At 34.7% G+C, this 20,589-nt stretch carries 14 protein-coding genes and 1 tRNA gene; 6 read left to right on the top strand and 9 right to left on the bottom strand.

Going from position 1 to position 20,589, the window contains the following annotated elements:
- Positions 1-11 precede the first annotated feature (11 nt).
- Positions 12-2,228: a beta-glucosidase BglX gene (gene bglX, locus C8P67_RS12835; RefSeq protein WP_115813784.1), complete on the top strand. Its 2,217-nt coding sequence runs from the start codon at positions 12-14 to the stop codon at positions 2,226-2,228.
- Between the two features lie 195 nt (positions 2,229-2,423).
- Positions 2,424-2,825, top strand: coding sequence for a DUF2059 domain-containing protein (locus tag C8P67_RS12840; RefSeq protein ID WP_115813586.1), 402 nt, complete (start codon positions 2,424-2,426; stop codon positions 2,823-2,825).
- 286 nt (positions 2,826-3,111) lie between these two features.
- On the opposite strand, the gene C8P67_RS12845 is transcribed toward C8P67_RS12840, so the two are convergent.
- Positions 3,112-5,439: a glycoside hydrolase family 3 C-terminal domain-containing protein gene (locus C8P67_RS12845; protein WP_211319913.1), complete on the bottom strand. Its 2,328-nt coding sequence runs from the start codon at positions 5,437-5,439 to the stop codon at positions 3,112-3,114.
- A gap of 250 nt (positions 5,440-5,689) precedes the next feature.
- On the opposite strand from C8P67_RS12845, the gene C8P67_RS12850 reads away from it, so the two are divergent.
- A complete protein-coding gene (locus tag C8P67_RS12850) occupies positions 5,690-6,445 on the top strand; it encodes an NUDIX hydrolase (protein WP_115813587.1) in 756 nt (251 codons plus the stop codon).
- Positions 6,446-6,515: 70 nt separating this feature from the next.
- Here the strand turns inward: C8P67_RS12850 and C8P67_RS12855 are convergent, their stop codons facing one another.
- The 5 genes from C8P67_RS12855 to C8P67_RS12875 all read right to left on the bottom strand — a co-directional run bounded on the left by C8P67_RS12855 (position 6,516) and on the right by C8P67_RS12875 (position 14,770).
- The gene (locus C8P67_RS12855) at positions 6,516-7,826 is read right to left on the bottom strand and encodes a TolC family protein (RefSeq protein WP_115813588.1); all 1,311 of its coding nucleotides are present in this window, start codon (positions 7,824-7,826) and stop codon (positions 6,516-6,518) included.
- Positions 7,819-10,239, bottom strand: a complete 2,421-nt coding sequence (locus C8P67_RS12860) for an ABC transporter permease (RefSeq protein WP_115813589.1) — start codon at positions 10,237-10,239, stop codon at positions 7,819-7,821. The genes C8P67_RS12855 and C8P67_RS12860 overlap by 8 nt, the downstream gene beginning before the upstream one ends.
- Positions 10,240-10,241: 2 nt before the next feature.
- Positions 10,242-12,671 (bottom strand): ABC transporter permease, encoded by a 2,430-nt coding sequence (locus tag C8P67_RS12865; RefSeq protein ID WP_115813590.1) that lies wholly within the window; start codon positions 12,669-12,671, stop codon positions 10,242-10,244.
- Between the two features lie 103 nt (positions 12,672-12,774).
- Entirely contained in the window at positions 12,775-13,476 is a 702-nt protein-coding gene (locus C8P67_RS12870) for an ABC transporter ATP-binding protein (RefSeq protein WP_115813591.1), read from the bottom strand.
- A 55-nt stretch (positions 13,477-13,531) separates the two neighbouring features.
- Positions 13,532-14,770: an efflux RND transporter periplasmic adaptor subunit gene (locus tag C8P67_RS12875; RefSeq protein ID WP_115813592.1), complete on the bottom strand. Its 1,239-nt coding sequence runs from the start codon at positions 14,768-14,770 to the stop codon at positions 13,532-13,534.
- 140 nt (positions 14,771-14,910) lie between these two features.
- Here C8P67_RS12875 and C8P67_RS12880 point away from each other — a divergent pair, with 140 nt between their 5' ends.
- Positions 14,911-16,260, top strand: a complete 1,350-nt coding sequence (locus tag C8P67_RS12880; protein ID WP_115813593.1) for a sigma-54-dependent transcriptional regulator — start codon at positions 14,911-14,913, stop codon at positions 16,258-16,260.
- Between the two features lies 1 nt (position 16,261).
- The gene (locus C8P67_RS12885) at positions 16,262-17,599 is read left to right on the top strand and encodes a sensor histidine kinase (protein ID WP_115813594.1); all 1,338 of its coding nucleotides are present in this window, start codon (positions 16,262-16,264) and stop codon (positions 17,597-17,599) included.
- Positions 17,600-17,667: 68 nt separating this feature from the next.
- Here C8P67_RS12885 and C8P67_RS12890 read toward each other — a convergent pair.
- The 3 genes from C8P67_RS12890 to C8P67_RS12900 form a co-directional block, all read right to left on the bottom strand.
- Positions 17,668-17,745, bottom strand: a tRNA-Val gene (locus C8P67_RS12890).
- Positions 17,746-17,918: 173 nt separating this feature from the next.
- The gene (locus tag C8P67_RS12895; RefSeq protein ID WP_317125452.1) at positions 17,919-18,272 is read right to left on the bottom strand and encodes a DUF1772 domain-containing protein; all 354 of its coding nucleotides are present in this window, start codon (positions 18,270-18,272) and stop codon (positions 17,919-17,921) included.
- A 339-nt stretch (positions 18,273-18,611) separates the two neighbouring features.
- Positions 18,612-19,862 carry a glycosyltransferase gene (locus C8P67_RS12900; protein WP_115813596.1) on the bottom strand — a complete coding sequence of 417 codons (1,251 nt, stop codon included), beginning with the start codon at positions 19,860-19,862 and terminating at the stop codon, positions 18,612-18,614.
- A gap of 108 nt (positions 19,863-19,970) precedes the next feature.
- On the opposite strand from C8P67_RS12900, the gene miaE reads away from it, so the two are divergent.
- A complete protein-coding gene (gene miaE, locus C8P67_RS12905) occupies positions 19,971-20,552 on the top strand; it encodes a tRNA-(ms[2]io[6]A)-hydroxylase (RefSeq protein WP_115813597.1) in 582 nt (193 codons plus the stop codon).
- Positions 20,553-20,589 lie beyond the last annotated feature (37 nt).

A 20,589-nucleotide genomic window follows, 5' to 3' on the forward strand; every position in this document is an offset into this window, starting at 1 on the left:
AAATATCAAAAATGAAAAAATTAACAGCATTGGCGTTTGTATTCGCCTCGGTTTTTGCCTTTTCACAGGAATCGGTAGACCAAAAAGTCGAAAACTTATTAAAGAAAATGACTTTGGAAGAAAAAATAGGACAGCTTAACCAATACACAGGCGATAATGCTGCAACTGGACCTATTACCATTAATGCCAATAAACAAAATGAAATAAAAAAAGGATTAATTGGTTCGATGCTGAATATTATGGGAACCAAGTATACAAGGCAGTACCAGGATTTGGCAATGCAGTCGCGGCTAAAGATTCCATTGCTGTTTGGCTTGGATGTGATTCATGGTTACAAAACTACTTTCCCTATTCCGTTAGCAGAAGCAGCCAGCTGGGATTTGGATGCAATGGAACTATCAGCTAGAATTGCAGCAGTAGAGGCGGCAGCTTCGGGAATTCATTGGACATTTGCACCAATGGCTGATATTTCTCGTGATCCGCGCTGGGGAAGAGTGATGGAAGGAGCTGGTGAAGATACCTATCTGGGATCCAAAATCGCATATGCCAGAGTGAAGGGATTTCAGGGTAATTTAGGAGATGTGAATTCGGTTATGGCCTGTGTAAAACATTTTGCAGCTTATGGAGCTGCCGTTGGAGGACGTGATTATAATTCAGTTGATATGAGTAACCGAATGCTTTGGGAAACGTACCTGCCTCCTTATAAATCGGCTCTTGATGCTGGAGCGGCTACTTTTATGAACTCGTTCAATGACCTTAATGGAATACCTGCTACAGGAAATAGTTATCTGCTGAGAGATATCTTGAAAGGAAAATGGAATTTTCAAGGTTTTGTGGTTTCCGATTGGGGTTCGATAGGAGAAATGGTAGCTCACGGTTACGTAAAAGACAATAAGGAAGCAGCTCTTTCTGCAATAACAGCAGGAAGTGATATGGATATGGAAAGCAATGCATATCGTTATAATTTGGAACAATTGGTTAAGGAAAATAAAGTTCCAGTTGCTTTAATTGACGACGCGGTAAAGAGAATTTTACGCAAGAAGTTTGAATTGGGATTGTTTGATGATCCTTATAAATTCTGCAGTCTGGAAAGAGAACAGGCTGCATTAAATAATCCGGAACATACTAAAGCAGCTAGAGCAATAGCAACCAAAAGTATAGTGCTGTTAAAAAATGAAAGAGATGTTCTTCCGCTTTCGAAAGGGCTTAAAACAATTGCTTTTATTGGACCAATGGTAAAACCAAAAAGAGATAATCATGGATTTTGGGCAGTAGATGTAAAAGATGTGGATTCCACATATATTGTATCGCAATGGGAAGGGCTGGTGAACAAAGTAGGCAAAAAGACTAAAGTTTTGTATGCCAAAGGCTGTGGAGTAGAAGACAAAAGCAAGGAAGGTTTTGCAGATGCTTTGAATGTCGCTAGTCAGGCGGAGGTTATCATTTTAAGTATAGGAGAAAATTTTAATAAAAGCGGAGAAGCCAAAAGCAAGAGTAACCTGCAATTGCCGGGAGTTCAGGTAGAGCTGATCAAGGAACTTCAAAAGACAGGAAAGCCAATTGTTATTTTGATAAATGCAGGAAGACCTCTTATTTTTGATTGGGTTGCCGATAATATGCCAACAATTGTTTATACATGGTGGTTAGGATCAGAAGCTGGAAATGCTATTGCAGATGTTCTTTTTGGAGATTATAATCCGTCAGGAAAACTGCCAATGACTTTTCCAAGAACCGAGGGGCAAATTCCAATTTACTACAATCATTTCAGTACAGGAAGACCTTCTTTTAATGAGGATAAAAATTATAAATCGGCTTACATAGATTTGCCGACAACGCCTAAATTCCCTTTTGGATATGGATTAAGTTATACAACTTTCGAATATTCTAATTTGAAGCTTTCTAAAAAAACAATGAAAAATAACGAATCAATCACCGTTTCATTAAATATAACCAACACAGGAAGTGTAAAAGGCGAGGAAGTGGTTCAGCTGTATTTGAAAGACAGATTTGGTTCTGTTGTGCGCCCGATCAGTGAACTGAAAGATTTTCAAAAAATCACTTTGAACCGAGGCGAAACTAAAACAATTCAGTTTACAATTGATAATCAGAAATTATCTTTTTACAACAATGCATTGGAGTTTGTTTCAGAGCCGGGAGATTTTGATTTGATGGTTGGTTCTTCTTCGGCAGATATTCGTTTAAAGGATAGTTTTGAATTGGTAAAATAACTGTTTTTTAATAATTCAAATACCTGCAGACTTTTTGTTTTTATGGTTTGTTAAGTAATTTACTGCAAAAAATCTGCAAAAATTATCTTTTGTAATAAAGGATCGAAATTTATTTCGGAACTTGGTTGATTTTTATAGAGTTTATTAGAAAAACTAAATAATTACCTAATCAACACAAACCAAACAAAAGATATTATGAAGAAAACATTATTAATTTTCGCATTAGTTTTAACGGCTCAATTTGTAACAGCTCAAGATGCAGCTTTCAAAGCTGAGGTATTAAAATTCATAACGATAAGCGGTGGCGATGCACAGATAAAAACGGTGAAAAATCAAGTTGTCAAAATGATTGCTGCCGATAAACAAAGTGAATTTCTGAAAGATTTTGATGCAACATTACCTAGTCTCTATGATAAATTGGCAAAAGTATATATGGAAGTATATTCACCAGCTGATATAAAAGCAATGATCGCATTTTATGAAAGCCCGATAGGATTAAAAATGCAGTCCAAGTCTGTAGAGCTGTCCGAAAAAAGTTTAATTGCCGGTCAGGAATGGGGACAGGAGTTTGCTGCAATTATGCTGAAATATCAATAGAAATATTTTAAATAAAATAGTATAACTGCAAAAAAGAGCGTTAGAATTCTTCTGAATCCTAACGCTCTTTTGTAAAATTGCCATTGGTTTTATAAAAAGACCGATATTTTTTTCCTCTTTTTTCGAAGAGGATTGAGGGATGTGTGGTATTCTAAAGGACTTTTTCCCCAATGGCATATCCATTTGATTCAAAAGAACAGATTTTTTTAATAAAAGAGGCTGTTAAAATAAACAGCCTCAGCATTCACAACTATAAAATTACTAATTAATTATAGAAGTCTTTATTTTAATTGGAATTAACGCTGTTTAAAACGGCCTGTAATTTTTCTTCTGTAAATTTTCCTCCGGACATTAGTATAAATTTACTTATTGGCATATCACCCAGCATTGCATCCAAGAAGGCTTCTCCTTTTTTGTCTTCTTCAGTTACTGCCTTTTTTCCATTGGTAATTCCTTTGAAAAGCATCTCGTATATGGGAGCTCCTTTAGGTGATTTTTTAAATACTTTTAGCAAAGTGTTCCGAGTGAAAACAATTTCGGCACTTTTAGTAGACTGAATATCGATGGTTTGCTGCAAAGGCAAATCTCTGGAAGAAGCTCCCACTCGAATATCAAATTTCCCTGATTTTGTTACCCACTCGTGTAAAGCTGTATTGTAGTATGCAAAATCGCGAGAGGTTAAATGAAAACTAACTGTTTTTTCTTCCCCTGGATTCAGGCTGATTTTTTCAAAATGCTTCAGTTCATTTTCAGGACGGGTAACTTCAGTTTCTTGTTCATGTACATAGAGCTGTACAACTTCTTTTCCTGCTGTTTTTCCAGTGTTTTTTACTTTTACAGAAATAATAACAGCATCGGTGTCTTTTGCGGAAGCAGTATTTGTGCTAATATCAGAATAGCTAAAAGTTGTGTAACTCAATCCATATCCGAAAGGGAAATTAGGCTCGATTTTTCTTTTGTCATAATAGCGATAACCAATAAATATTCCCTCTCCATAATTAGCATTCCCATCTTTTGAAGGAAAATCAATTGCTGTTGGGGTATCTTCCAAACGAACAGGAAATGTTTCCGATAATTTTCCGGAAGGATTTACCTTCCCAGTCAATACATCTGCAACTGCTCCACCACCAGCCTGACCGCCAAGATGAGCTTCTATGATTCCTGAAACATCCTTTTTCCAAGGCATCGAAACCGCAGATCCGTTCATTAAAATCACTACTGTATTTTTATTGGTTTTCGCTACTGCTTCAATCAATTTATTGTGTCCATCGGGCATATCCATATTTTGCCTGTCATATCCTTCAGACTCATAAATGTCTGGCAAGCCGGCAAAAATTAAAACCGTTTCAGCATTTTTTGCATTCAGTACTGCTTCAGACATCATGGTTTCAGTTGTTGTACCATCTGAATTATATCCTGGAGTAAACGTTAATGAAACTCCTTTAGACAGTTTCTGCAGTTCATCGAAAGCATTTTCTATTTGGGTAGGTTTTACCTGCGAGCTTCCTGCACCTTGGTAGCGGGGTGTTTTTGCAAATGCACCAATAACTGCGATTTTTTTGGTGGAAGAGGCGAGTGGTAAAATTTCGTTATCATTTTTTAATAAAACAATACATTCTCCGCTTACCTGTCTTGCGAGAGCATTATGTTTGGACTTATCTGCTGTTATTCCTTTTTTATGACTGTCCTTTGCTTTAAGAGTTATAGCAAGAGTCTCAATTACGATTTCGTTTAATCTGGCTTCCGCCAAAGTTCCGTTTTTTACCGCTTCAACAATTTTTTGGTTATTAAACCCGCCATTTGAAGGCATTTCGAGATTTAGACCAGCATTTACGCCCAATGGTCTGTCATTTACTGCTCCCCAATCTGAAACAACAAATCCTTTGAAACCCCATTTTTCTTTTAAAACATCATTTAACAGATATTTATTTTCGGAGGCATAAACACCATTCAGTTTATTGTAAGAACACATTACGGTCCATGGCTGCGCCTCCTTTACAGCCATTTCAAAAGCGGGAAAGTAGATTTCATTTAAGGTGCGTTCATCAACATTGGAACTGTTGGTCATTCTTTCAAACTCTTGGTTATTGGCAGCAAAATGTTTCATCGAAGTTCCCACGCCTTGACTTTGCACGCCTTTTATAAATGCTGTTGCAATATTACCAGCCAAAATAGGATCTTCAGAAAAATACTCAAAATTACGCCCGCCCAATGGTGATCTTTTCATATTAACACCGGGACCCAGCAATATCTGAACATCATTAGCCTGTGATTCTATTCCCAGTGCTTCTCCCATTTTTTGAGCCAGAGCGGGATTCCATGAAGATGCCAAAGCAGAAGCAGTGGGGAAACAGGTTGCCGGAACGCTATTGGTAAAATCGAAGCCCTCAGCTTTGCGTAGACCATGTGGCCCGTCAGTCATAAAAATTGATGGTATTCCAAGTCTTGCAATTCCTTGTGTTGACCATGCTGTTTCTCCGGAGCATAAGGAAGCCTTTTCTTCCAGGGTCATCTGCGAAACTAATTTTTTAGCTTTTTCCCGATAATCAATCGTTTGGGCAAGTGCTGTTGCAGTAACAAATAGTCCCATAATGAGCATTACTATATTTTTCATAATTATAAGTGGTTGTTTTTTAGTAAAATACAATGTGTTAATATGACGCAATGTACATTTAATTTTGATACAAAAAACATTTTAGGTAAAAAAAATAGATTTGAATATTGATTTAGGTAAATTTCCCAGTCAACAAAACAAATTTTCTGTCAAAGTAAGTTTCGAAAGGGAAGAATTTTTAATTAATTTTCGATGCAAAATGAACTAACTTGCAAAACAATAATTTAGGTAGAACACTATTCTCAGAGTCATGTTAAAAACACAGCTAAAAAACAGCAAAGAATATCAGCCCGGATTGTCTATTGATTGTGTAATCTTTGGTTTTGATGACAATCAGCTTAAAGTCTTGTTAATCAAAACCGGTTATGATGACAGCTGGTCTTTGCCTGGCGGATTTATTTCGATTGATGAGGATATCGATACGGCAGCTGTTAGTGTTTTGCAGGCAAGAACAGGTCTTATGGGAATTTTTCTGAGGCAGTTTGCCACTTTTGGTACGGTGGGCAGAAATCAAAATCATTTTAGCAGTGATTCTTTGGCTTATTTTGGAATTCCGCCCGAAGAGGAAAAGTGGTATAAAAGCAGGTTTGTAACAATAGGATATTATGCCTTAGTGAATTTTTCGAAAGCAATTCCAAGGATTGATAATCCTAGCGAAACTGTACAATGGGTCGACCATCACAAAGTTCCTGCATTGATTCTGGATCATAGAGCCATACTTGATAGAGCACTTGAAACTCTAAGAACTGAACTTAGTTTAATGCCAGTAGGCTATAATCTGCTCCCAGAGAAGTTCACGATTCCCGACCTGCAAAAATTATACGAAACCATACTGGGAAGAAAACTTGACCGTCGAAATTTTCTGAGGAAAATAACCGCTATTGGTATACTTACTAAATTGGACGAAAAAAAGAGCAACGTAGCTCATAAAGCACCCAATTTATATTGCTTTGACAAAAATAAATACGAAGAGGTGCTGAAAAATGGACTTACTCAGGGTTGGTAGATTAAGGTATTATTTTTAATACGGTATGCAGAATACGGATTGTTATGCGACGTAGACCATAAAAATTTGCTTATATCTTCAAGCTGTTGTATTTCAATAAATTTATTTTCAAGCTAATATACTGCAGCTGAAGCCCATTCTTTAATACATCATATTCAGCTGAAAGTAATTGGTTTTTTACCGAAGAATACAAAATAGCTTCTACCTTTCCGTTAGTAAATTTAGCTTGGGTAGTGTTTAGAGATGCTTTTGCGTATTGCTGTTTTTCATTCAGTTTTTTCTGAAGCTGCAGATAATTCTTTTTGTTTTGTTCTTCAAGTGCAATCTGTTTATCCAATTCCTGTTTTTCCTGTTCTATAGTCTGTTTCGATTTTTCGCTCTCAATTTTCGAAGCAGTTATTTTTTTATTATTTCTAAATCCATTAAAAATGGGAACATTCATTTGGATTCCAACTTGCTGGTTTTTGTTGTCTGCCAATTGATTTTTAAAACTATCTGTATTTCCAGTTGGATTATTCAAAATAGTGTAGTAAAAAGTAGAGTAGCCGTAATAAGCCGAAAGTACGGGTAAATTATTCGCTCTTTCTAAATTTACAGATTTCAAACTATTTTGATACCGAAGTTCGGCACGCTGTATTTTTGGGTTATTGATTGTGTTTTCAAGATCATTGGCTGCACTTTCATTTAATGCATTTACTAAAACTACTTCTTCGGTTGCAATAGCTGTAGCATTCATCAATTGAAATAACTGCAATTTTTTTATTCCGTAAAGCTGTTCGGATTCCAAATTTCTATTTTCTTCTTCGGCAAAACTCAATTGCATATCATATAAATCGCTTTGAGGTTTACTTCCAATAGCGACTTCTTTTGTTACTCTGTCTAAATTAAAAACAGCTTGTTTGAACTGTTCTTTCTGAATTTTTAATAGTTCCTGAACATAAAGTGCCTGATAAAAGCTTTCCAAAATTTGTAATTTATATTCATTTTCAATGACTTCCTTATCAGCTTTGGCGAGTTCAATGGTAATTTTATCTTTTTTGGCATTTGCAAAAGCACTAAAATCTATCAAATTTGTTCGGGCATTCAGATAGAAATTATCATTTTGAATATTGGAACTTACCCTCCCGTTTGATGCTGGATCTATGGTTGAACCAAAATTATAACTTTGTTGTCCAGTTAAATCCACAATAGGCAGCATTCGGTTTAAAACGGAATTTTGAGATTTCTGAGTTCGTTTAATTTCCAGCTGTCTTATTTTTATTTCTAGATTATTCTGCAATGCAGTTTCAATGCATTTAGTAAGCGGCCAGGAATTTTCCTGACCCCTTACTAAGGCAAAAAATGAAAAAAAGATAATGGTTAAAATGATTTTATTATTCATACTTTAAATATTTTAAAACATCAGTTTTTGTAGCCTGATAAGCCCTTGACAGTACAATTGTCAGTGTTAAAGCTAATAGAATTACAAATCCGGATAGGAATGGAAATGTGGTCATGTCAATTCTAAAAGCAAAATTCTCGAGCCATTTGTTCAATAAATAATACACCGGAAATAATGCAGTCAGGAAGCCTATAATGCAATATAAAATGTATTGTTTTGAGAGTTCTTTCAATAAAGCATTCGTTTCTGCACCAAGCGTTTTGCGGATTGCGATTTCTTTCATCCGTCTTTGTATCGAATAAGAAGCCAAAGCAAATAATCCGAAAAGTGCAATACAGACAACTATAATATTAAGCAGCGAAAACAGGTTCTTTTGTTTTACGTAAGTTTCATAAGTTCTAGCATATTCTTTATCTACAAAATCATATTTAAAAGGATATTCGGTATCGACAGTTGTCCAGAATTTCTCGATATCGGCTATGGTGTTTTCAACATTATCTGCTCTTAGTTTTATATAAACTTTGCTAATATTTTGAGCTATATCAACAGTTTTTGGATGATAAAAACACATTGGCGGTACTTCGGATTCTGGACTCAATATATTAAAATCTTTAACAACACCTATAATTTTTAATGGTCTGTTTCTAATGTGGATTTCTTGCCCGACCGGCTCCTTCATACTCATTAATTTTTGGGCTGCTTCATTAATTAAAACAGAAGAAATAGAATCAGAAGCATATTTTTCGTCAAGCCCTCTGCCTTTTATGATTTTTATTTTCATCATTTGCAGAAAATTATAATCTGCTGCCACCGAACGCTCTTTAAAAAGTACATCTTTATACAGTACCGGACCTGTTGAATTGTCAGAACCATCAAAAGACATAAGAGCTGTTGAAACATTTTCGACTCCCTTTATTTTCGCCAGCTCATTCTTGATTGTTATATATTTATTATAAATATGCTGTCCAGGGTTTTCTGTTTCGTAATCCGAATTTGGAAAATTTAAGTTAATTTCAATTACCTGATCTCCTTTGAAACCTAAATCTTTATTATTCAGATAGCTGATCTGCTGGTATACAATATGTGATCCAATGATGAAAAATGCTGCAATGGCAAATTGAAAAACCAGCATTCCGTTGCGCAGCCAAACGCCGCTTTTACTTCGTCCAAAATTTCCTTTCAGTACTTTTAAGGTTTCGAAATTAGAAACATAAACCGCCGGAAATATTCCCGCTAATAAAATGGTAATTATAAAAACCAGAATCAATTGTGAATAAAAATGAGTACCAATAATTCTTAAATTTTTATCCAAAAATTCGTTGTAATACGGCAGAGTCAGCTCAACAATTACCAATGCTAATAATATTGAAAAGGAACTGATCAAGATAGTTTCAAAAATGAATTGGGTAACTATATTGCCTTTTGATGCCCCAGCGATTTTGCGCACTCCCACTTCTTTGGCACGTTTTATAGCATTGGCTATAGCCAGATTAATATAGTTGACAATCGACAAAATGAGAATTAAAATGGACAGTCCTGCCATAATCATTAAGAATTGATAATTACCCCGGCCTTCCGGATATCCGTCCATTACCGAATGTAATCTTGCTTTTGAGAGCGGTTCGATGAAAACAGTAAAATGCCCAATTTTCTTTGCCATTTCTTCAGGTGTAAAACCAGCTTGTTTTGCTTCTAAAACAATAACTTCATCGTAATATGCTTTTTCAAGCATCTTTTTAGTGGCTTCTGCTTTTGCCGGATCTTTTAATTTTAAAAGGATTTTTAATGAAAATAGGCCGTATTGTTTTTGCGGATCCATTATATCATTCATTGTATTAACCACAGCATCAGGAGCAATTGACGAATTACCCGGAATACGATATACAGCACGAACTGTAAACATTGTATCAAAGCATTTGATTTGTTTTCCAATTGGGTTTTCATCCCCAAAAATACGTTTCGCAAGATTTTCGGAAACTGCAATTCCAGAATCGTCTTTTAATGCTGAAACTGCATTTCCCTGAATTATTTTAAAAGGAAAAAGAGAAAAGAAATTACGCTCAGTATTGATGATTTTATCTACTAAAGTTTTCTTTCCTTTGTAAATAATTTTGTCTTTTTGGTACCAATCGTCAGCAAATACAATAGTTTCAACATTTGTGTCTTTTTCTAAATAAGGTTTTAACCGCGCTGGATGCTCAGCCATAATCGGCATATCGGTCAATTGCACCAATACCTGATAAACACTATCCTTTTCAGGATTCCAGGCATCATAGCTTTGTTCGTCATTCCAATACAGGAGTGCGAAAACCAGTCCTGAAATCCCGATACTCAAACCCAAAATATTTAAAGCTGTAAAAAACTTGTTCTTTTTGATATGATATAAAAATATATTAATCCAATTTTTCAGCATGGTTATTCGTATTTTAAATATTTTAAAACATCTACTCTTGTGGCCTGATAGGCTTTTGATAGTACTACCAACAGTGTGAGTGACAGTAAAGCGGCGAAACCAATTATAAATGGATAAATCGAAATGTCAATTCTATTTGCGAAATTTTCTAACCATCTATTGAGTAAATAATAAACAGGGAACAAAGCAATTAGAAATCCAATTAAACTGAAAATGATATATTGTTTGGAAAGTTCTTTTAGCAAAGCATTTGTTTCGGCACCAAGTGTTTTTCGGATAGCAATTTCTTTCATGCGTCTTTCGATAGAATAAGAAGCCAAAGCAAATAACCCGAAAAGAGCAATCATAATTACTATAACATTTAGTAGAGAGAAAAGATTTTTTTGCTTCACATAAGTTTTATAAGTTCTCATATAACTTTTGTCAATAAAATCATAGTGGAATGGGTAATCTGAATCTACTTTTGCTGTCCAGAATTTTTCAATAGCTCCAATAGTCTGTTCAGTATTTTCGGCTTCTAGTTTTACATAAATGTGATTTATGTTTCCTATCATCCAATCCACAGTTTTGAAATGAAAAAACACCATTGGAGGCACTTTTCCTTGTGGACTGAAGAGACTGAAATCTTTAACAACTCCGATAATTTTGAGTTTATGGTCATTCCAATCGACAATTTTTCCAATTGGATTTTTCTCGTTCATTATTTTTAAAGCAGCCTCATTGACCATCATCGAGTTTATAGTATCCGAAGCTATTTTTGGATTTAAATAACGTCCTTGTGCCATTTCGATTTTCATCATTTCGAGCATTCCAAAATCGACAGCCAGATTTTGACCTTGAATATTGTTCCCTTTGTAGCTAAAACCAGATGACGAATCATTTCCGCCGCCAAAACGGAATGCCCCTGTTGTTACCTGCTGTACGCCTTTAATTTTTGATAATTCATTTTTTATAGTTGTGTAACGATCAAAAATTAACTGCTCTGGATTTTTTGCCTTAAAAACTGCTTCTGGTTTAAAGTAAAAAATTTCTAAAACTTGAGATCCCGAAAAGCCCAGACTTTTGGTGCTTAAATAGTGTACTTGCTCATACACAATGTAGGAACCAATAATAAAGAAAGAAGCAATGGAAAATTGAAGAATCAGCATTCCGTTTCGAAGCCACACGCCGCTTTTATTTCTGCCAAAATTTCCTTTCAGTACTTTTAAGGTTTCAAAATTAGATACGTAAATCGCTGGAAAAACGCCTGCAAAGATTACAGTAATTATAAAAATCAATATGATCTGCAGGTAAAACTGATTTCCATAAATGATTAATGTTTTATCTAAAAATTCATTGTAATATGGTAATGACAGCTCAACGATAGCTAGAGCAAGCAGAATAGATGAGAGAACAGTGATGACAGTTTCAAACAGAAACTGCTTTATTATTTCTGTTTTCGAAGCGCCTACAATTTTGCGGACACCTACTTCTTTTGCACGGCGAATGGCATTTGCTGTAGCAAGATTAATATAGTTGACAATTGATAATACTAATATCAAAATGGATAATCCTGACATTATCAGCAGAAATTGATAATTGCCTTTTCCCTCTGGTGATCCCTGGCCTTGAGTATGTAATCTAGAAATTGAAAGCGGTTCCAGAAAAAAATTAAACTTCCCATATTTTGACTCGAATTCTTTGGGAGTAATTCCTTCGGCCTTCGCATCTTTAATTGTTTTGTTCTGATAGTAAATAGAGGTAAGTTTTTTTGAAATTTCACCGGCTTTTGATGGATCTTTTAATTTGATATACCAGCCATTATTAAAATTCCCCCAGCTGGTTTTATCTCGATCTATTCTTGGTTTCATATTATTCACTACCGCATCAGGAGCAATAGATGAGTTTTGAGTAATTTTATATACTGCGGTTACTGTAAGAAATTGATCTTCATACTGAATTTGTTTTCCAATAGGATTTTCAGTTCCAAAAAAAAGTGCTGCAGTTTCCTCTTTCATGGCAATGCTGTTTTCATTTTGCAATGCTGTTTTTGGATTTCCCTTAACAAATTCAAAAGGAAAGAAGTCAAAGAAATTATTTTGGCTGTTAAATAATTTTTCGATAATTATTTTTTTGCCATTGTATTTATACAGCGGTGATTCGTACCAGTTTTCGCAGTACATCATCTTTTCTATATTGGCATCATCTTTTAATAATGGTTCGAATGTTACAGGTGCATTTGTCCAGACTCTTTCCTCCCCAATGTCGACCAAAACTTGAAAAACGGTATCTTTTCCAGGATTCCAGTCATTGTAACTTTGCTCGTCATTCCAATATAAAATCGCAAAAATTAATCCGGCAATTCCAATGCTCAAACCAAGAATATTTAAAGCCGTAAAGAGTTTATTGTTCTTGATATGATATATAAATATAGTTGTCCAATTTTTTATCATGTGATTTGATTCTTTAATTTGATTGATGAACTTACTAAAATGCCAGATTAAGCCATTCGAGTAAGATGGTGATGATTGATATTATAATTTTAAAGAGCATGTTTTATACTTTAAAAACATCGACGTTTCTTTGATTTACTTTTTCAGAAATGACAGCTCCATCTTTCATATTAATCGTTCTTTGCGAAAAAGAAGCATCATAATCAGAGTGGGTAACCATCATTATTGTTGCGCCGTTAGCATGCAGATCGGTTAATAATTCCATTACTTCATTTCCGTTTTTACTGTCAAGGTTTCCTGTTGGCTCATCGGCAAGAATAATTTTCGGGTCGTTTATTAAAGCTCTAGCTACGGCAACACGCTGCTGCTGTCCTCCGGAAAGCTGCTGCGGATAATGTTTCAAACGATGCGAGATATTTAGTTTTTCGGCTATCGTTTCTACTTTTTGTTTTCTTTCTGATGAAGGAACATTGTTGTAAATAAGTGGTAATTCAATGTTATCATAAACTGATAATTCATCGATCAGGTTGAAATTCTGAAAAATAAAACCAATATTTTCTTTTCTTGCTTTTGATTTTTGTTTCTCTTTCAGCCCGATCATCTCTTGATTAAGTAATTCGTAACTGCCGCCAGAAGCACTGTCTAAAAGCCCGACTATGTTCAGTAAAGTTGATTTTCCGCTTCCCGAAGATCCCATGATGGATACAAAATCACCTTGATTGATGGTTAGCGAAACTTCACTTAATGCTTTGGTTTCTACTTCCTCGGTTCTAAATACTTTTGAAAGGTTTTTAATTTGAATCATAATTATTGTTCGTTTTTTGATTGATGATATTTTTTATAATTGTTTATTTTTCTCTTTACTCGAAATTCAGAATTTCTGCCTGTTTATAATCTTTATACGATGAGGTAATTACTTTTTCACCCGCTTTCAAACCGCTGAGCACTTCATAATACAATGGGTTTTCTCTTCCAAGTTTAATTGCTCTTCTTTCGGCTTTATTTCCGTTGACAACAAAAATCCATTTTCCATTGGTTTCTTCATAAAAACTTCCTTTCGAAAGTACTACCGTCTTGGTTTTTTCTGAAAGATTTAATTTTACACCAAAACTCAAACCTTGTTTTAAATCCATTTTTTCGTTTGAAACGAAATCTAACTCGACCTGAAATCTTCCGTTTTTAACTTCGGGAATTAACTTTGTTATTCGAACATCGACATTTTTATTGTCAAAACTGACGGTTCCTTTTTGGTTTTCGGCAACTTTATCTAAATAAAATTCATCAATATCTGCCATTAATTTATAACCTTTTTGATCGTCGATAAAACCAATGCTGGTATTCTGAGCATATGTTTTCCCGAGTATTGGTTCAAATGATGAAAGCCTGCCGGAAATTGGTGCGGTTATTAAAAAATTCTTTTTATTGGCTCTCAAAATGCCCAGACTTTTATTCATGATTCCAATTGATTGATTGAGCTGTCCAATCTGAATCTGGTTTGCCTGCTTTTCCTTGCTCACACTTTGTTTAATGATACTCATCCTTTCTTTCTGAAAGCGATAATTTTCTTTGGTTTTCTCCCATTCGCTTTTAGCGAGAATCTCCTGTTCAAACAGACTCTTATTAGAATCCAATAAATTTTTAGAATCCAGATAATCGTGTTCTATGGCGATTAAATCTTTTCCTAAATTCAATTCCTGATTTCTCAAATCAAGTTTTGCTTTGTTCAGATTATTAATCTGTTCAATAATCGCCGTTTCCTGCTGCATGTAAGCTAATTCAGCATTTGGATTATATAATCTTGCCAGCGATTGTCCTTTCGTAACCATGTCTCCGTTTTCTACAAATATTTCCTGTACGGCTCCGCCTTCAATAATATTAATCAGCATTGAATTTAGCGGCACCGCTTTTGCCTGAAAGGACATGAAGTCTTCAAAAAAATCATTCTCTACAGTTTTTATAGTAATCTCTTCTTTCTTTACATTCAGACTTCTTTTCTTGGTTGCCGAAATAAAAACGAAGTAACCAATGACTAAGATAATTGGCAAAGCGATTAAAAGATACTTATTTTTGTTAGTTTTACGTGTAATTATAGTGTCCATTTCTGATGATTTGATTAACCTAAGGGGATAATCGTGCCACAAATTAAAACATTGTAATGTCTTTATTTTTAAGGCTTTATTTTTAATCGAATTTTTAAAGTGTTCATTATCGAACACCTTTTGTACGAAACCGAACAGTAATGAAGAAGACCAACGCCTCCATTTTAGTTATAGACGATCAGGAAGACATTCTTTTTGCTTCCAAAATGCTCCTTAAAAAGCATTTTGAAAACATTTTTACACTCAATAACCCAAAAAACGTGGTTGAATTATTAGCAAAAAATACCATCGATGTAGTTTTGCTCGATATGAATTACAGAATAGGATTTGAAGACGGGAGGGAAGGTTTGTATTTATTGAAAGAAATAAAAACGCTTTCACCAAAAACTATTGTTATTCTGATGACTGCTTTTGGTAAAGTGGAAACAGCTGTTGAAGGATTAAAAGCTGGGGCTTTTGATTATATTTTAAAGCCTTGGGAAAACGAAAAATTACTCAGCGTTGTAAAACAAGGCGTTGATAAAAGCCGGAAAGAACAAAAGAAACCTGTCATTATTGAGGAGTCTAATGATTTTTTTGTTGGTAATTCGGATGTTATAAAAAAGGCATATTCACTTGCAGATAAAGTGGCGAGAACTGATGCTAATGTTTTAATTCTTGGCGAGAACGGAACTGGTAAATTTGTTTTGTCGCATCATATCCATCAGCAATCGGAGCGAAAAAGCAGTCCGTTCATTCATGTTGATTTGGGTTCATTGAATTCGAATATTTTTGAAAGCGAATTATTCGGTTACGTTCAAGGTGCTTTTACCGATGCAAAAACGGATACGCCCGGACGTTTTGAAATGGCGCAGAACGGAACAATTTTTTTGGACGAAATTGGTAATGTTCCATTGCATTTACAGTCGAAACTCCTGCAGGTTATCCAGACCAAAACGGTAACCCGATTGGGAGAATCAAAAGCGAGACCGCTGAATGTCCGCATTATTACTGCGACCAACCTGAATTTGAAACAGGAAGTTGCTGATAAAAACTTTAGAGAAGATTTGTACTATCGTATCAATACTATGGAAATTGTACTGCCTCCGTTACGGGAGCGAATTGAAGATAAAATTCCTTTGGCAGAATATCTTCTACAAAAAATGACTGATAAATATGGGCGTGACGAAATCACTTTTGACGAAAAAGCATTGGGACAAATTGCAAAACACGCTTGGAACGGGAATATTCGGGAAATGGAAAACCGAATTGAACGTGCTGTAATTCTTTGTGAGAACAATCATATTACCGTTTCCGATTTGGATTTGGAACAAATAACGGCTTACGAGGATAATCAAGATGACATGCAGCTTTCGGCTGTTGAAAAAACTGCAATCGAAAAAATCCTTTTTAGAAACAATAATAATATCAGTAAAACTGCCGAAGAATTAGGATTGTCAAGAGCTTCATTGTACCGCCGTTTAGAGAAATATAATATCAGCACAAATTAGTATGCATAAATCGCTAAAAATATATCAGCTTCTTTTCCTTCGATTGATTATTATTCTTTTAGGTGCAGGGATTTTAATTTTCTTTTTCCAAAAAGGATTGTTTTTTACTGCTGTATTTTGTCTGATTATAATTTTTCTGCTCATTGCTGAAATGTATTTTTATATCAAAAATGCCTTTTTAATTTATGACAGAACTATAACTTCAATTCTTCAGAATGATTTCACTTCCGATTTCTCTAAGCATAAATCGTATCAAAACTATCCCAATTTATTTAAGCTGTATGAAACATTAAAAGGCAAACAAAATGAGCAGGTTTCAAAAGAAATTGTCTATCGTTCTATTCTAAACAACATCGAAACGGGAATTATTATTCTGAAAAAAGAGGAAGCGGATTGGAACATTTTTTTAATGAATAATTATTTTTCCAAACATTTTGATGTCCCAAAAGTTTCCAAATGGAAATATTTGAAAAGTCATCTGCCTTCGCTATGCGAAATTATTGAAGAGCAGAATTTTCAGGAAATAAAGACATCGTTAGACATACGCATTAATCAGCAGGATACGCAGACATTTGTAATGCAGACTTCGAGAAGCGAAATTTACAATCAGGATTATTTTATTGTTTTACTGGATTCAATTCAAAATGTAATTGAGAAAAAAGAGAAAGAAGCATGGATTAATCTGATGAAAGTGATTTCGCATGAACTATTGAATTCGATAACTCCAATTCGGTCGCTTTCACAGAATCTGCAGGAGTTGGTACAGCAGGAAACTATTTCGGCAGAAGATTTGGACGATATGAAAAGCAGTGCTGCAACGATGCTAAGACGAAGTGACCATTTACAGCAGTTTGTCGAGAGTTATCGAAAACTGGCGATGCTGCCTTCTCCAAAAAAGGAAAGAGTGAGCCTGCAACAATTGCTCGGAAACAGTTTCCAGATCATGTCGCCATTATTTAAAAAAGAACAAATTGAAGTTATAAATACAATTTCTTTCAATCATTGGCTGCAAATAGACACGCAACAGATAGAGCAAGTTTTAATTAATCTTTTTACAAATTGTATTTTTGCTTTGAAAGAAATTTCAAAAAAAGAAATTACTATTTCGGCAGAAATCAAAGAAAAAAGAATCTTCATTCAAATTTCAGATAATGGAAATGGAATTGAAAAAGAAATTGAAAATAAAATATTTCTTCCGTTTTTTACCACACGAAAAGAAGGTGCCGGAATTGGACTTACTTTATCCAAAAATATTGCAGAATCTCACGGAGGTTATCTTGCATACAGAAAAAGCGATGATGGCAAAACTACTTTTATAATTTGCTTAGTCGATCAATAAAAATTCTTGAGGAACAAATGTTTCAGTTTACTGCAAAAAAAAACTCCTTAATTTCTTAAGGAGTTTCTTGGTGGGCGATGAGGGGTTCGAACCCCCGACCCCCTCGGTGTAAACGAGGTGCTCTGAACCAGCTGAGCTAATCGCCCTATTTTACTAGGTTGCTATCATTTCGTGATTGCGAGTGCAAATATAGGCAGGTTTTTCGCTTATGCAAAATTTTTTGAAAGTTTTTTTCTTTTTATTTTGAAAAAAAAATCAGTTTGCTGGTATTTAGTATTTTAAAAAATAAAAAAATGCAGTAAAAAATCAAATACTATGATTAATTATTGCGATTGAACTGTTTCTTATATAATTGTTTTTTGAAAAAAGTTGCAATTAACATCATTATAAAACTTGCTATGGCTGCAACTGTCCTGCAAGTGTGGTAAAAATCCCAAAGTTTAAGAATCTTAACCCAGTTTTTTGGAGGTGAGGTTTGCGTCCAAGTTCTAAGCTGCGCATTGATTGGTAAAGTCCCAAAAGAAGTGATTAAATAGGCTGTTATTGCTAGCATTGCTGCAAAACCAGTAAAAACACAAATATGTTTTAGTGATCTTATTCTCCATGTAAACCATATACAGCTTATAATCGAAATTATCATTAATGACTGGAAAACAACGTCATTATGTTTCATTAGAGTAGATCTAAAACGGAGATGAACAAAGGGTGGTACTTCCCAAAAAGTTGGTAATACATTAAATTTTACATAGAAAAAAGTGCCCGCAAGTAAGCCTGTTGAAAATAAGGCAATAGCATTTGAAAGTTTATTATTGGAAGTCATCGTAGGTAAAAACTGATTTGTTATGGGGTTCTATAGTAAGCTGGTGGCAAGCTCTATAGATTACAAATGTATGATTTTTTTTGGTAATGTCTTACTATGAAAAGCTGAGTAAATACAGTCGTTTAAAATAAATGTAAAATATCTGAACCATCCTTTTTTATTCTAAAAAATAATAAAACATAACATAGAATTTTAAAGTCTCTTGTTTTTCTCTTCGATCCAGCGGGACATGTATTTGGTACTGCTTAAAGTATGATGCTGCAGCAAAGAGCCTAAGAAATTGTCCAAACGATGCTGGGCTAAATTAGATTGTAAAAATTCTATTTGGTTAGCAAATTCATTTTCAAAGCGTTTTTTCGAATAGCGCTGATTGATAATTGCTATTCCATTTTGCTGGGCGGCTGTCCAAAGTTTTTTGTCTTGGTACAATTGTACCGCAGAATTTGTAAACTCGTTTACATCATCAGTTACAAATCCGTTCCAAGGAAGATTTCCCTGCATCGATTCGGCACCAATAGTGGTGGTAATACTTGGTGTACCGCATTGCATTGCTTCAATCAGTTTTCCTTTTATGCCGGCTCCAAAGCGTAATGGAGCCAAAACAATTCGAGCGTTTTGCACAACTTCATTAGCATCATCAGCGCGGCCTTTAATATGGAAACCTTCTTTAGGCTGGTGTAACTGCATTACTTTTTGCGAAGGATATGCTCCATAAATATGAAGTTCAGCTTCGGGTAATTGTTTTCGAAGTAAGGGCCAAATTGTTTCTTTTAAATACTGAACAGCATTCCAATTGGGTTCATGAAGAAAATTACCTATAAAAATAAAACCGTTTCTTTTTTCAAAAGGAGGAAGGTTTTCAAATGTTTCTTTTGAAATTGTTTCTAATAAAAAAGGCAGATAATACAGAAGTTTTTCATCTATTTTAAAAGTGGTTTTCAATACTTCTATTTCAAATTCAGAAATAATTAATGATAAATCACATCTCAAAATACTGGCAATTTCTCTTTTGGCTACATCTTCTTTTAAAGTATCCGAAATTGTAAATTCTGTATTAGCTTTAAATGCTTTCTGTCTTGCCTGCCGCAGACAGTGTAAATCTTCGGTGTCTAAAATTCGTATCGCGTTGGGGCAATTTTCTGCCACTCGCCAGCCAAATTGTTCTTCAATCATAAATCGGTCAAATAAAACGGCCGATGGATTCAGTTCTTTTACAAAAATATCAAAACTCGAACAGTTCAAAGAAATTGATTTTTTATCCACATTTAGTGTAGCTAAATCAACCATAAAGTCACTGTCCATGGCTGGACTGGCAAATGTAATGCTGAAACCCTGCTGTTGAAATTCGTTGATTAATTGCAGCATTCGTCCGCCGGCGGCAGAAGAATTGGGTTCAGGCCATACAAAGCCAATGATTAAAAGTGTTTGAGATTGTGGCGTCATGATAAGAGATAATAGTGCAAAATAATACAATTTGGTTGGTTAAAATAGCATTTTAAATGGAAAATACACGGGAAAACACTAATTTTGCAGAATGTAAAAAGGTGTATTATGCTTGGATTAAAGTTAGTTACAGACCCGAGATGGGTAAATATAGTAGAGTCTAATATCGAAGAAATATTGACAGATCACGCTTGGTGTGAGCAAAAAGCAGCGTCAAATGCAATAAGTTTGATTACCTATAATTCAGAGCTGGAGGAATTAGTGACAGAGCTGCTGGTTATTGCCAAAGAAGAATTAGACCATCTACAATTGGTGCATAATTTAATAAAAAGCAGAGGTTTGACTTTAGGCAGAGAACGCAAAGATCATTATGTAAATGAACTTTTTAAATTCATGAAAAAAGACGGAAGCCGAAAAGATGCTTTAGTAGACCGACTGCTGTTCTCGGCAATGATTGAAGCCAGAAGCTGTGAACGATTCAAAGTTTTATCTGAAAATATCAAAGACCAGGAATTGGCAAAATTTTATAGGGATCTTATGATTTCGGAAGCGGGACATTATACAACTTTCCTTGGATTTGCCCGAAAATATACTGATAATTTTGATGTGGATAAACGCTGGCAGGAGTGGATCGAGTTTGAAACTTCTATAATTACCAATTACGGTAAAAGCGAAACCGTTCACGGTTGATATTCGTTTGAAACAGCCAATATTTTTTCATTTTTTT

It is taken from the genome of Flavobacterium aquicola, assembly GCF_003385115.1.
Lineage (GTDB): Bacteria > Bacteroidota > Bacteroidia > Flavobacteriales > Flavobacteriaceae > Flavobacterium > Flavobacterium aquicola.

What these genes read in the sequence shown, in the direction of transcription:
- bglX (WP_115813784.1), top strand. Translation starts at nt 12, where the DNA reads ATGAAAAAATTAACAGCATTGGCGTTTGTATTCGCCTCGGTTTTTGCC.
- C8P67_RS12840 (WP_115813586.1), top strand. Translation starts at nt 2,424, where the DNA reads ATGAAGAAAACATTATTAATTTTCGCATTAGTTTTAACGGCTCAATTT.
- C8P67_RS12845 (WP_211319913.1), bottom strand. Translation starts at nt 5,439, where the DNA reads ATGAAAAATATAGTAATGCTCATTATGGGACTATTTGTTACTGCAACA.
- C8P67_RS12850 (WP_115813587.1), top strand. Translation starts at nt 5,690, where the DNA reads ATGTTAAAAACACAGCTAAAAAACAGCAAAGAATATCAGCCCGGATTG.
- C8P67_RS12855 (WP_115813588.1), bottom strand. Translation starts at nt 7,826, where the DNA reads ATGAATAATAAAATCATTTTAACCATTATCTTTTTTTCATTTTTTGCC.
- C8P67_RS12860 (WP_115813589.1), bottom strand. Translation starts at nt 10,239, where the DNA reads ATGCTGAAAAATTGGATTAATATATTTTTATATCATATCAAAAAGAAC.
- C8P67_RS12865 (WP_115813590.1), bottom strand. Translation starts at nt 12,671, where the DNA reads ATGATAAAAAATTGGACAACTATATTTATATATCATATCAAGAACAAT.
- C8P67_RS12870 (WP_115813591.1), bottom strand. Translation starts at nt 13,476, where the DNA reads ATGATTCAAATTAAAAACCTTTCAAAAGTATTTAGAACCGAGGAAGTA.
- C8P67_RS12875 (WP_115813592.1), bottom strand. Translation starts at nt 14,770, where the DNA reads ATGGACACTATAATTACACGTAAAACTAACAAAAATAAGTATCTTTTA.
- C8P67_RS12880 (WP_115813593.1), top strand. Translation starts at nt 14,911, where the DNA reads ATGAAGAAGACCAACGCCTCCATTTTAGTTATAGACGATCAGGAAGAC.
- C8P67_RS12885 (WP_115813594.1), top strand. Translation starts at nt 16,262, where the DNA reads ATGCATAAATCGCTAAAAATATATCAGCTTCTTTTCCTTCGATTGATT.
- C8P67_RS12895 (WP_317125452.1), bottom strand. Translation starts at nt 18,272, where the DNA reads ATGAAACATAATGACGTTGTTTTCCAGTCATTAATGATAATTTCGATT.
- C8P67_RS12900 (WP_115813596.1), bottom strand. Translation starts at nt 19,862, where the DNA reads ATGACGCCACAATCTCAAACACTTTTAATCATTGGCTTTGTATGGCCT.
- miaE (WP_115813597.1), top strand. Translation starts at nt 19,971, where the DNA reads ATGCTTGGATTAAAGTTAGTTACAGACCCGAGATGGGTAAATATAGTA.